This is a genomic window from Frateuria sp., assembly GCF_035943815.1.
Classification (GTDB): Bacteria; Pseudomonadota; Gammaproteobacteria; order Xanthomonadales; family Rhodanobacteraceae; genus Frateuria_A.
This window is the reverse complement of the sequence record NZ_DASZBU010000019.1, coordinates 262,818-274,921: the sequence shown is the minus strand read 5'-3', so window position 1 is coordinate 274,921 and position 12,104 is coordinate 262,818. Positions and strand designations below refer to the sequence as shown.

Annotated in this window: 14 protein-coding genes; 10 read left to right on the top strand and 4 right to left on the bottom strand. The window is 69.4% G+C overall.

From position 1 onward, the window contains the following. Positions 1-10: 10 nt before the first annotated feature. Entirely contained in the window at positions 11-1,729 is a 1,719-nt protein-coding gene (locus tag VGU65_RS15075; RefSeq protein ID WP_327477078.1) for a cytochrome c biogenesis protein DipZ, read from the bottom strand. Positions 1,730-2,029: 300 nt separating this feature from the next. Between VGU65_RS15075 and VGU65_RS15070 the strand changes: the two genes are divergently transcribed. The 5 genes from VGU65_RS15070 (at position 2,030) to rlmH (ending at position 5,655) form a co-directional block, all read left to right on the top strand. Then, complete coding sequence (locus VGU65_RS15070; RefSeq protein ID WP_327477273.1) at positions 2,030-2,554, top strand: sigma-70 family RNA polymerase sigma factor; 525 nt, start codon at positions 2,030-2,032, stop codon at positions 2,552-2,554. Between the two features lie 4 nt (positions 2,555-2,558). After that, complete coding sequence (locus VGU65_RS15065; RefSeq protein WP_327477076.1) at positions 2,559-3,233, top strand: NrsF family protein; 675 nt, start codon at positions 2,559-2,561, stop codon at positions 3,231-3,233. 183 nt (positions 3,234-3,416) lie between these two features. Next, on the top strand, positions 3,417-4,481 hold the full coding sequence (locus VGU65_RS15060; protein ID WP_327477074.1) for an NAD(P)H-dependent flavin oxidoreductase: 1,065 nt from the start codon (positions 3,417-3,419) through the stop codon (positions 4,479-4,481). 81 nt (positions 4,482-4,562) lie between these two features. After that, complete coding sequence (gene rsfS, locus VGU65_RS15055; protein WP_327477271.1) at positions 4,563-4,967, top strand: ribosome silencing factor; 405 nt, start codon at positions 4,563-4,565, stop codon at positions 4,965-4,967. 217 nt (positions 4,968-5,184) lie between these two features. Further along, on the top strand, positions 5,185-5,655 hold the full coding sequence (rlmH, locus tag VGU65_RS15050; protein WP_327477072.1) for a 23S rRNA (pseudouridine(1915)-N(3))-methyltransferase RlmH: 471 nt from the start codon (positions 5,185-5,187) through the stop codon (positions 5,653-5,655). Positions 5,656-6,309: 654 nt separating this feature from the next. Here the strand turns inward: rlmH and VGU65_RS15045 are convergent. Next, positions 6,310-6,492, bottom strand: coding sequence for a CsbD family protein (locus VGU65_RS15045; protein WP_327477070.1), 183 nt, complete (start codon positions 6,490-6,492; stop codon positions 6,310-6,312). A gap of 225 nt (positions 6,493-6,717) precedes the next feature. Between VGU65_RS15045 and VGU65_RS15040 the strand changes: the two genes are divergently transcribed. Both VGU65_RS15040 and VGU65_RS15035 read left to right on the top strand, forming a co-directional pair. Further along, the gene (locus VGU65_RS15040) at positions 6,718-7,920 is read left to right on the top strand and encodes a zinc-dependent alcohol dehydrogenase (RefSeq protein ID WP_327477068.1); all 1,203 of its coding nucleotides are present in this window, start codon (positions 6,718-6,720) and stop codon (positions 7,918-7,920) included. Between the two features lie 8 nt (positions 7,921-7,928). Beyond that, entirely contained in the window at positions 7,929-8,348 is a 420-nt protein-coding gene (locus tag VGU65_RS15035) for a hypothetical protein (RefSeq protein WP_327477066.1), read from the top strand. A 23-nt stretch (positions 8,349-8,371) separates the two neighbouring features. Here the strand turns inward: VGU65_RS15035 and VGU65_RS15030 are convergent, their stop codons facing one another. Both VGU65_RS15030 and VGU65_RS15025 read right to left on the bottom strand, forming a co-directional pair. After that, complete coding sequence (locus tag VGU65_RS15030; RefSeq protein ID WP_327477064.1) at positions 8,372-8,629, bottom strand: hypothetical protein; 258 nt, start codon at positions 8,627-8,629, stop codon at positions 8,372-8,374. Positions 8,630-8,741: 112 nt separating this feature from the next. Beyond that, positions 8,742-9,266 carry a hemerythrin domain-containing protein gene (locus VGU65_RS15025; protein WP_327477062.1) on the bottom strand — a complete coding sequence of 175 codons (525 nt, stop codon included), beginning with the start codon at positions 9,264-9,266 and terminating at the stop codon, positions 8,742-8,744. A 171-nt stretch (positions 9,267-9,437) separates the two neighbouring features. Between VGU65_RS15025 and VGU65_RS15020 the strand changes: the two genes are divergently transcribed. The 3 genes from VGU65_RS15020 (at position 9,438) to VGU65_RS15010 (ending at position 12,064) form a co-directional block, all read left to right on the top strand. After that, complete coding sequence (locus VGU65_RS15020; protein WP_327477060.1) at positions 9,438-10,694, top strand: DUF418 domain-containing protein; 1,257 nt, start codon at positions 9,438-9,440, stop codon at positions 10,692-10,694. A 170-nt stretch (positions 10,695-10,864) separates the two neighbouring features. After that, a complete protein-coding gene (locus tag VGU65_RS15015; RefSeq protein WP_327477058.1) occupies positions 10,865-11,677 on the top strand; it encodes an SAM-dependent methyltransferase in 813 nt (270 codons plus the stop codon). A 117-nt stretch (positions 11,678-11,794) separates the two neighbouring features. After that, on the top strand, positions 11,795-12,064 hold the full coding sequence (locus tag VGU65_RS15010) for a hypothetical protein (protein ID WP_327477056.1): 270 nt from the start codon (positions 11,795-11,797) through the stop codon (positions 12,062-12,064). Positions 12,065-12,104 lie beyond the last annotated feature (40 nt).

The following is a 12,104-nucleotide window of genomic DNA, read 5'->3' as shown; positions in this document are numbered from 1 at the left end:
ACCTCCGTGATCAGCCGAAGGTGAAGGCGTAGGCATGCACGCCCGGGTCGAGGAAGGTGATCTCGAACACGCGCTCGCCGGTGCCCTCGTGCTGGCGCACCAGCTGGTACAGGCGCTGCTCGGTGACGGTGCCGCTGCCCTGCGCATCGGTGTCCATGCCGTGGTCCTTGCCCGGCGGCTTGCCGTCGAGGGTGACGCGGAAACGCACCGGCTTGCCCTCCGCGCCGGGGCCGAGCACCAGGTGCAGGTCGCGGCCGCGGAAGCGGTAGACGATGCGGCCGTCCGGCTGCTCCAGCTGCGCGAGCTCGGCGTGCACGGTCCAGCGGCCGTCCAGCGACCACTGCCCGGACGGCAGTGTGGCCGGCGCGCGGTAGTCCCAGGATTCGTCGTGGGCGACCTGGCCGCCGGCGAAGTGCTCGCTGCGGGCGTAGCCGACATAGGTTTCCGGCGAGCGCATCGCATCGCCCGAGCCGGCCGCCTGCGCACCCTTGGCGCCGGGCTGGACGTAGCCGCCCGGGAGATCGGTGTGGCCGGCCTCGGCAAGCAGCTGGCGGATCGTGTCCTCGCTCTCTTCGTAGCCGCCTTCGCCGAAGTGGTGGGCACGGATGTCGCCCTTTGCGTCGATGAAGTAGTGCGCCGGCCAGTACTCGTTGTCGAAGCCCTTCCAGATGGCGTAGTCGTTGTCGAGCGCGACGGGGTAATCCACGCCCAGCTCCTTCACGGCGCTCGCCACGTTGGCAGGCTCCTTCTCGAAGGCGAACTCCGGCGCATGCACGCCGATCACCACCAGGCCATGGTCCTTGTACTTGTCGTACCAAGCGTGCACGTACGGCAGCGAGCGCAGGCAGTTGATGCAGGAGTAGGTCCAGAAATCGACCAGCACCACCTTGCCGCGCAGCGCCTCGCGCGTGAGCGCAGGCGAATTGAGCCAGCCGGTGGCGCCGGCGAGCGAGGGCAGCTGGCCCTCCACCGGCAGCGGCGCGCCAGCCCGGTGCACCGGCTGCGGCGCGGGCGTCGGGCGCGTGGCATCGATCAGCTTCTGCTCCAGGCCGCCGGTATTGGCCAGCGCCACCCGCGTCAGCAGGCCGGTATCCAGTCCCAGCGCGATCGCCGCCACGCCGGCCAGCACCAGCGCGCCCAGCGCGCGGCGGACCCATTCGCCGGCGCCCAGCGAGCGCTTCATCAGCGCGAACACCTTGCCGCCGATCAGCAGCGCCAGCGCCAGCGAGGTGGCGGCGCCCGCGGCGTAGGTGAGCAGCAGCAGCGTGGTCTGCGCGCTGGCGCCGTTGAGCGCCGCGCCGGTTAGCAGCAGCCCGAGGATCGGTCCCGCACAGGGCGCCCACAACAGGCCGGTGGCTACCCCTAAGCCGGCGGCGGACCACGCCGAACCTTCGCTGTCCGATCGCCGCGACAGCCGGTTGCCCAGCGCGACGAACGGCCGCGTCAGCCATTCGGCGGCGCGGGTTGAGAGCAGCGTGAGTCCGAGCAGCGCCAGCACCACCAGCGCCACGGCGCGGCCGTACTGGTTGGCGCGGATCGCCCAGCCGCCGCCGACCGCCGCCAGCGTGGCGACCAGCGCGAAGGTGAGCGCCATGCCCAGCAGCATCGGCAGGCCGTTGCGCGCGAACGGCCGGTCGGCACGGGCGAAGACGAACGGCAGCACCGGCAGTATGCAGGGGCTGAGGATGGTCAGGACGCCGCCCAGGTAGGCGAGGATCAGCAGGAGCATGGGGCTGGTTTCCACGGGGGTGTGGTGGGGTATTCGGCGGCGTGGGGCGAGGGGTTACATCGTGGCTGCGTAGGCTCGTCGCGGCGTGAGGAGCCGATCGCACACGTTCCAACATACGGCGTAACCGGGGTGCCGGATGCGGCGAATCCAACGCATGCCTCCAACATCGCCCCGATGCCGGACTTGACCGCTGCCGGCTTCATGGTTCCAGATGCGTGCTTTCCCCTCCGGGCGAGCATCGATCCGGCCGTGCCAGCCGAACCTGCCAGCGAGACCCCCGAACGCCGCCGCGCGGCGTGGATGGCGGCTGCCCAGGCGGGCGACCGGCGCGCCTACGAGCGCGTGCTGGCCGATTCGGTGACGCTGATCCGCGTCGTCGCACGCCGGCAGGGCGTCGCCCACGACCAACTGGACGACGTGGTACAGGAGACCCTGCTGACCATTCATCGCGTGCGCCACACCTACGATCCTGCGCGCTCCTACGACGCCTGGTTGGCGGCGCTGGCCGCCCGGCGGGCGATCGATGGGCTGCGGCGCAGCGGCCGGCAGGCGCATCGCGAGGTGGCAGACGAACTGGCGCTCGCGCTGCATCCCGACGAAACGGACGCCAGCGCCGGCAGCGAACAGGCGCAACAGGCCCAGCGGCTGCGCGCGGCCATCGCCGAACTGCCGCCGGGCCAGCGCGAGGCGGTCGAGCAGCTCGGCCTGAAGGAGCTTTCGCTGGAGGAGGCGGCGCTGCATACCGGCCGCTCCACCGGAGCGCTCAAGGTGAACCTGCATCGCGCGCTGAAGGCCCTGCGCCAGCGCTTCCATGGAGACGACTAGACCGATGGCCGATCCGCACGCCCACGACCGCCTGATCGCCGCGCTCGGCGCCGGCCTGGCGCCAGTGCGCCGGCTGCGGCCGCCGTGGCTGCGCACGCTGGGCTGGCTGTGCGCCGTGGCGGCCATCGCGGTGGTGCTGGTGGGCCGCTACGGCACCGCGCCGATGCTCGAGCGCTGGGCCGGTGCGCCGGACCTTGGCTGGGCTGGGCTGGGCGCGGTGCTTACCGCGATCAGCGCGGCGTGGGCATCGTTCGCGCTGGGTGTGCCTGGTCGCTCCACGGCCTGGGCCTGGCTGCCGCTGCCACCGACGTTGCTGTGGATCGGCGCCAGCGGGCTGGGCTGCCTGCGCGTGTGGGTCGCGCCGGCCACCGAGGTCGCCAGCCTGCCCCAGGCGGGCGATTGCCTGTTCTTCATCGTGGGTTTCTCGCTGCCGCTTTCGGCGCTGCTGATCGTGCTGCTGCGGCGCGCTTGTCCGCTGCGGCCGGTGCTCACCGCGGTGCTGGTGGGGCTGGCCAGCGCCGCCGCCTCGGCCAGCCTGCTGGAGATCTGCCACGCCTTCGACGCGGCGGCCACCGATCTGCTGCTGCACGCACTGGCTGTGGCGCTGGTGGTCGGGGCCAATGCCGCCCTCGGCGGCCGGCTGCTTTCGGCGCACGTACGGGTCGGTCGCGCCGGGTGAAACCTGCGCAGGCTGCCGCCTTCGCCTTCGCCTTCGCCTTCGCCGCGCCCGCGCCCGCGCCCGCGCCCGCGCCCGCGGCGCGGGCGCGTGCGGTCGATCGCCCGCACACGCTGGATGGCGAGCCACCCTGCCGCGCAGGGTGATCCGGCGCGACAATGGCCGCTCCCCGCAAAGGAGCACGCCATGTCCGCCTTCCTCGGTTCGCTGGGTGTCGAGCATCCGCTGATCCAGGCGCCGATGTCCGGCTCGAACACACCGGCACTCGTCGCCGCGGTGAGCGCCGCCGGCGGCCTGGGCTCGCTCGGCGCCGGCTATCTGGAGCCGCAGGCGCTGCTCGACCAGGCGGCGCAGATCCGCGCGGCCACCGCCCGGCCTTTCGCCATCAACCTGTTCGTGCTGCCGGACGCGTTCGAGGTCGATGAGGCGCAGGTGGACGCGATCCGCCGACGTCTCGATGCGTTGATGGAGTGCGAGGGCCTGGACGTGCGCACGCAGCGGCCCGCGCGCTGGGCGCCGGTGTTCTCCGACCAGTTGGCCGCCCTGCGCGAAGCTCGTCCGGCGGTGGCGAGCTTCGCCTTCGACCTGATCGATGCGGCCGAGGTGCGTCGCCTGCAGGCGCTGGGCATCCGCGTGGTCGGCACCGCCACCAGCGTGGCCGAGGCGCGCGCATGGGCCGGGCGCGGCGCCGATGCGGTGTGCGTGCAGGGCGCCGAGGCGGGCGGTCATCGCGGCACCTTCCTGCACGCGCCCGAGGAGGCGCTGATCGGCCTGTTCGCGCTGCTGCCCTCGGCGGTGGCCGCGGTCGACATTCCGGTCATCGCCGCCGGCGGCATCATGGACGGGCGCGGCATGCTCGCCGCGCAAGTGCTGGGCGCCGATGCCAGCCAGCTAGGCACGGCCTTCCTCGCCTGCCCGGAGTCGGCCGCGGCGGAGGCGTGGAAGCGCGACCTGCCGCAGGCCCAAGACCACCGCGTCGGCACCATCTACAGCTTCTCCGGCCGGGCTGCGCGCGGTTTGCGCAACCGCTTCGTGGAGGCGATGGCGCCGTTCGTCGGCCAGTTGCCTCCCTACCCGGTGCTCAATGCGCTGACGACCCCGCTGCGCCGTGCGGCGGCCGCCGCCGGGCGAGGTGACCTGCTTTCCGAGTGGTGCGGGCAGGCGGCTGCCCGGGTGCGTCCGATGCCAGCCGCCGAGCTGGTCAGCGTACTGATGGCCGAGTACGCCGCAGCCCGCCGCTCGCTCGCTTGACGTGCCGTTGAATCGGCGCGGTTATACTCCGCCTGCGCCATTCCGCGCCCTACGCACGCCCCGAGGCACTTCCGCTTGAGCATGTCCCCCCGCAGCCAGTCTTCCGTCGCCGCCGCCAGGAAGCCCGCCGACGCCCACCAACTACGCAAGCACGTGATCGACGCGCTGGAAGAACTCAAGGCCAAGGACATCCGCGAGATCGACGTCCGCGGCAAGACCTCCATCGCCGATCTGCTTGTGATCGCCTCGGGCACCTCGGCCCGGCACGTCAAGTCGATCGCCGACGAAGTGGTCAAGTTCGCCAAGAAGGCGGGCGTGATGCCGCTCGGTGTCGAGGGCGAGCAGGAAGCCGAGTGGGTGCTGGTGGACCTGGGCGACGTCATCGTCCACGTCATGCTGCCGCGCATCCGCGAGTTCTATGGCCTGGAGCGGCTGTGGACGGTAGGCGACCGCGAGCCGGGGATGGACGCGGCGAGCGCCGGCTGACGCGCTTTTGCTTCCTTTCCCTTCTGGGGGAACAGCCGGGTGAAGGGCCACTCTTGCGACCCCCTTGCTACGAAGCGCGTGCCGCTTCCCAGAGCAATCCTTTGATGACTGTCCCCGCGAGCCGCGCACCCTCACCTCCGTCCTTTCCCCCGTCCTTGATCAAGAGCGGGGGAGAGGAGGCGAACGTGGTGCTGCGCGCCGATCTCATCGACTGACCATGCGCGTTCGGATGATCGCCATCGGCGAACGCATGCCCAGTTGGGTGGCCGAGGGCTTCGCCGAGTATCGCAAGCGCCTCTCGCACGAACTGCCGCTGGAATTGGTGGAGCTCAAACCGGGTGCGCGCGGCAAGGGCCGCGATGACGCCCGCGCGATGCACGAGGAGGGCCAGGCGATCCTCGCCGCCCTGCCGCGCGATATCCACGTGGTCGCACTCGATGGCCGCGGCAAGACCTGGTCCAGCGAGGAACTGGCCGCCCAGCTGGCGAACTGGCGCATGGCCGGCCGCGACCTGGCGTTCCTGATCGGCGGTCCGGACGGCCATGCACCCGAGGTGCTGGCGCGCGCCGACCAGCGCTGGTCGCTGGGCCCGCTCACCCTGCCGCACATGCTGGTGCGCCTGGTACTGGTCGAACAACTGTACCGCGCCAGCACGCTGCTGGCCGGCCATCCCTACCATCGCGCCTGACGCTGCTCGCTAAGCAGCACCGGCCAATTGCGGCACTTCCGGGTGCGCGTGCAGCGGCAGCTGCCTGGCGCCGGTGACGAGCAGGGCGGGGTAGGCCGTTGCCCAGGACATCCTTGGAGGCGTCGACGGCCACCAGGACTCGGCCCTGGTCTATCTCGTCCTTAACTGGCGATGCCCGCATCGGGCACGTCGGTATCCACCAGCGCACCGGTCCAGCGCGACCGCCGCGCCGGTCAGCGCGATGGCGGTCGCGCAGGCCAAGGGCACACACCGAGCGGCGGCACCGCGACGGCGATCAGGCCCAGCAGCACGCCGCGCCGGTACCGGCGCCGCAAAGGGCGCCGCCGAAGGAGGCACAGGGTCCGGGGCGCCGATCATCACGTGATCGGGAATCTGTTGCAGTTCGATGTCCTCGCGAGCGATCAGCGAGATCGTTCGGGACGCTTCGTGCACGGCGATCATGAAGCGCGTGCGGCGGATGAGTTGGGCATGTGGACACGCGGTGGGTGTCATGGGGAGGCGCCTTCCGGTGGCAACCCTCCGGCATGCCGTGGGCTTCGCCATCCTTCGCGTGTCGAGGTGACCGCGGCGTGCGCCGATTGTCACCACGCCCCAGCGCCCGGCGCGGTGCGCGCCGGGCGCTTAGTGGGTGCCTCAGTCGTCCAGGTCGTTATCGATCTCGTCCTGCGCCTGGCCGACGTTCTTCTGCACCTTGCCGGCGTTCTTCTCGAGATTGCCAGCCACTTCCTTGGAGGTGTTGCCTGTCAGCTTGCCGACCCCTTCCTTCACGGCGCCCTTGACCTCGTGCTTGGTGCCTTCGATGCGGTTGTCGTTCATTCGGGTTTTCCTCCAAGCCTGCCGATTGCAGGCACAGCCAGTTATAGGGAGCGGCGCGTTCAGCACGGGTGATGCCCGTGCAAGGTTTTCGCAGCGGGTGCCTGTCTGCCGGCGACACAGACCGTGCGCGTCGGAGAGAACCATGCGGGCCTTTCCCGCGGCGACGACATGCACGCGGTTAGTTTCCCTACTCATCGAGCGCAGCGCGCACGTGGGAGACACATCATGCTTGCCACCACCTACCGGCGGCCCTATCGCGTGCGTGCGGCGCGCGTGCCCGAGCCCGTCATCGAGCATCCGGACGACGCCATCGTGCGCGTGACGCGGGCGTGCATCTGCGGCTCGGACCTGCACCTCTACCACGGCCTGGTGCCCGATACGCGTGTGGGTTCGATCTTCGGCCACGAGTTCACCGGCGTCGTGGAAGAGGTCGGCGCCAACGTGCGCAATCTCAAGGCAGGCGACCACGTGCTGGTGCCGTTCAACGTCTTCTGTGGCACCTGCGCCTCGTGCTCGCACGAGCTCTATGGCAATTGCGAGAACGTCAACCCGCAGGCTACCGCGGTCGGCGGGGCCTACGGCTACTCGCACACGGCCGGCGGCTATGACGGTGGGCAGGCCGAATACGTGCGCGTGCCCTTCGCGGACATCGGCCCCACGGTGATCCCGTCGGACATCCACGTCGAGGACGCGGTGCTGCTCACCGACGTGGTGCCGACCGGCTACCAGGCCGCCGAGATGGGCGACATCCACGAGAACGACACGGTCGTCGTGTTCGGCGCCGGTCCGGTCGGCCTGATGGCGGCGCGCTGCTCGTGGCTGATGGGAGCGGGCCGCGTCATCGTGGTGGACCAGTACGACTATCGCCTCGAATTCGCGCGTCGCTTCGCGCAAGCCGAAACGATCAACTTCCGCGAGGTCGACGACATGGCGCTGCACCTCAAGAAGATGACCGATTGGCGGGGTGCGGACGTATGCATCGACGCGGTCGGTTGCGAGGCCGACGGGAACTTCATGCAGACCCTGACCGGCGTGACGCTGAAGCTACAGGCCGGCGCCGCCACCGCGCTGCACTGGGCGATCAACTCGGTGCGCCGCGGCGGCAACGTATCGATCGTGGGCGTCTACGGGCCCACCTTCAACGCCGTGCCTATCGGCAGCGCGATGAACAAGGGCCTGACGCTGCGCATGAACCAGGCGAGCGTCAAGCGCCACCTGCCGCACCTGATCGAGCACGTGCGCGCCGGGCGGCTCAAGCCGCGCGAGCTGATCACCCATCGCGTGCCGCTGGAGGAGGTGGACGAGGCCTACCACCGCTTCTCCGCCAAGCAGGACGGCTGCATCAAGACCCTGCTGATTCCACCGCGCGCCGGCCGCATCGACCCGCCCACGCCGGTCGCCCGCCCCCCATCCACCCACTTGCACTGAGGCGATCCATGAACCAGGCGACCGACCATTCGCACATCCCCGACTGGGGCGTGGACCTCGACCCCGCCAAGCGGCCGGCCGTGCCGATGGAGCGCACGCCGCCGCGGCTGGACGGGCTGCACTGGGACCGCCCTTCCCAGCAGCCGCGCACGGTGGAGGTACTGCACTCGATCGAGCGGCCCGGCATCACGCCCGTGTTCGGCACCAGCGCACCGCCCAAGGGCCTCAGCGGCTGGATCCGCCGGCGCGCGTTCCGCCGCAGCGAAAGCGACCTGAGCCATTGGATGCTCCTGCTGCTGGCCGACCGGGTAAACGTGGCCGAAGGCCTGGCGGACGACGTGCGCCGCTCGCCGCGTGCGCGTGCGGCTGCCTTCGGACTGGCCGGAGCGGCACTGGCGCTATGGGTGTTGCGCCGGCGTCGCACCTGACGGCCCGCACGCCTCCACGCGAATCAGCGAGCGCGCTCCGCCGAGAGCGCGTCATCGTTCTTCAGGACGCCGCGCAGGTTGAACAGGAACAGGCCCGCCTGCAGGCCGATCAGGGCCCATGCGTGGTCGTGCCAGCCCCAGGCCACCCACAGCAGGTTGCTCAGCACGAAGCACCAGAAACCCCAGGTGCGCTTGCGTCGCGACAGCGAGCCGACCAGCCACGCGGCTACCAGCGTGATCGCCATCGCCGGCCATTGCACAGCATCGATCAGGCCGTTCACAGGACTCCTGGCCAGCGCAGAGCAGGGCTGTGCGGCGCAGCCACCGCGTGCGGGCGGAAAGGCCGGGCCTGGCACGCCAGCGCAAGGCGGACATGCATGCAGGGGAGGCCGCTCAGGCCGGTGACTCCGGATTGCGCATGAAGGCCATCGCCGCGGTCTTCACCTTGGCGTAGCTGGTGATGGCGTCGGCGCCGGAGGAGTCCTTCCAGCGGGCGTACTCGCGGTCGAAGTCGGCCAGCTCCGCGGCGCTGAACAGCTCGCGCGCCGTGTCGAACATCTTGGTTTCTTCCTCATGGGCGTGGTGCTTGACCATCTCGCCGCACACCTGCACGGAACCGGCGAACTGGCGCGAGTCCACGTCGGCGGCATGGATGTCCGGCAGCACCGCCAGCTCGACCGCGCGATGCTCCTGGATCGCCTCCGCGTAGATCAGTTGCTGCTCGTGGTCGGCCCGATCCTCGAAGGCGGGATAGAACACCGTCTCCTCCCATTTGGAATGCGGGATCAGCAGCGCCTCGATGCGCTTGAGCAGGTCGTGGCGGGCGTCGGCTTCGGAATCGGCGGTCTTGTTGATCTGGGCAAACAGCTCGCGTAACTGGTCGTGCTCGGTCTTCAAGGTATCGAGGATGTTGGTCATGGCGCGCCTCCATTGGTAAGCCTGCTATTGCATACCCATGGGTGTGGCATGGCCGTGAACCGCTGAGGATTTCTGTCCGCCGTGGGAAGACCTGAGCCGGCGGTTCCGGTTTGGCGGAGAAAAACGCAGCCTGGGGTAGAAAAATCGGGCGAGCGCCTTCAGGATTCGCGCATGCAGGCACCTCTCACAAGCCCCGTGGCGCCCGAGGAGCGCTACTCGCTGATCGACGCCCTGCGGGGATTCGCGCTCGCGGGTGTGTTGCTGATCAATCTCGAATACCTGAGCGTCTACGCCCTGCTTCCCGCTTCGCGACAAGCGGCCCTGCCGACCGCTGCGTTCGATGGCGTGGCCGTCGCAGTGGCGGAGTGGTTGGTCAACATCAAGTTCATTACGCTCTTTTCATTGTTGTTCGGCTTGGGTTTCGCGCTGCAGATCGAGCGTGCCAGGGCGCGCGGCGCGAGCGGGATCGCGCGTTACGCCCGCCGGCTGCTGGTGTTGGCCGCCATCGGCGCCGTGCATGGTTTCTTCGTCTGGTGGGGCGACATCCTGCTGACCTATGCGGTGGTCGGCCTGCTGATGCTGGCGTTCGTGCGGCTGCCCGATCGCGCGTTGGTCGCACTTGGCGTCGTCACGTCGGTGGCGTTGCCTTCGCTGCTCAGGCCGTGGATGCATTCGTTTTTGTCGGCCATGCCGGGGCTGGGCGAAGTGTCGGCAGCCAGCGCCGCGGCGTTCACTTCGTCCTCGTGGACGCGCGCGCTACATGCCAACCTGGTGTTCTCGGGCTGGGAGCGCATATCCAGCCTCGCGCTGGTGAGCTTCGTGCTGGGCCGTTTCCTGCTCGGCCTTTGGGCGGGGCGGCGTGGGCTGCTGCAGCGGCCGCTCGAGCATCTGCCGCTGCTACGTCGCCTGTGCATGTGGGGCCTGTCGATCGGCATGGCCACACAGTTGCTTTCATGGGCGGAAAAGGCACCGCTGCAACTTGACGCTGGCGCGCGCGAACTGGTCGTTCCCATACTCGAGGGCATTGCTCCCCTGGCCCTTGGCATCGGGTATGCGGCAGGCTTCGTGCTCCTGTACCAGCGCCCGGCCTGGCAGCGCCGGCTGCGCGTGCTGGCGCCCGTGGGCCGCATGGCCTTGACGCACTATCTTTCCCAGAGCGTGTTCGGTGTCATGCTGTTCTACGGCATCGGGCTGGGCCTGGGCCCTCGTTGGGGTATGGCCGGTGTACTCGGTGCCTGGGCGCTGATCTTCGGCGCCCAGGTGCTGCTGAGCCATCTGTGGCTGGCACGCTTCCGTTACGGTCCGCTGGAGTGGCTGTGGCGCTGGATGACCTACGGCGGGCCGCCGCCACGCATGCGGCAGGGTCTCAACAGCATGCCCATGCCTCCGGGCGACGCAGATGCGTCTGCGTGCAACGAGCCAGTCTGATTCCGCAGTCGATCAGTACCCAGCCGCGCTGGGGGGAAAGAAACGATCTATCGGGCCTGGCGAACGTCGGGCGTTCTCTTCGGCCTCATGCGCTGGATGACGCGTGCATAGGTGTCTTGGCACACTCGTCGATATCGGCCGTTGCGCCATCGCGGGACAGGGAACCCGGCATGAATACGCACAAGGGTGTCGGCCGTCTGGTCTGCGTTGGCATCGGGATGACTCTTGGTTCGCACATCAGCCCGTTGGCGCGCAGCTACATCGAGCAGGCGGACGTCGTGTTCCTCGGCGTATCGGATGGCCTCGTCGAGCGCTGGTTGCAGCGCATGCACGCGGACGTGCGCAGCCTGCAACCGTATTACGCCCATGGCAAATCGCGCATGCGCACGTACCGGCAGATGGTGGAGGCGATGCTCGTTGAGGTACGTGCGGGCAGGCGAGTCTGCGGCGTGTTCTACGGCCATCCCGGGGTATTCGCCTGGGTGCCCCACAAGGCCATCGAAACGGCGCGCAGCGAGGGTTACCACGCACGCATGGAGCCGGGCATCTCGGCCGAGGACTGCCTGTACGCGGACCTTGGTATAGATCCGGGAACCTGCGGCTGCCAGCACTTCGAGGCGAGCCAGCTATTGGTCTTCAGGCGCCGGATCGATCCGAGCGCGTGGCTGGTCCTGTGGCAGGCGGGCCTGGCGGGCGACCGTTCGCTCAAACGCTTCTCTACCGGCGCCGCGTACCGCCAGGTGCTGGTCGATGTGCTGGCGCGAGACTATCCGATGGAGCACGAGGTAATCGTCTACCAGGCTGCGACACTGCCGGTCGGCCAGCCCCGGATCGAGCGCACGACGCTGCGCGCGCTGCCCGGGGCTCAGCTTGGCATGACCGACACTCTGGCCATTCCGCCGGCGCGGGCCATGGAACCTGACCTGCAGATCCGGGCGCGACTGGCGGCCCTGGATGCCGCGTCTGAGCACGCTACGGCGTAGAAAGCCAGGATTTTGCCCGGTAGCCGCTCAATGGCGGCGAAGCAGGCTATGATCGATATGGTTGTGCGGTTGCCGCGGGGGCGGTTTTCCCGCATACCAGGTCAGGAAGGGGGGCTTATGAAGGACGTGATCGATATCCTCGAGAGGATGGGGACGGACGCCGGGTTGCGCGATGCCCCCCGGCAGGAACTCGAGCAGGCGCTGGCGGCGGAACAGATCGATGGGGCCATGCGTGCGGCGATGCTGTCGGGCGATCGCATGGAGCTCCAGCGGTTGATGGGGGCGGGGGCGCAGTTCAGCGTGATCATGCCGGTCGAAGAGGAAGAGGCGCCAGCCGACGGGGAGGAAGGCGAGGAATCGCCGCCTGACCGGGATGGCAGCGTCTGACCGGCTGCCATTTCGCCTTCCCCTCGTGGTCCGCATCATG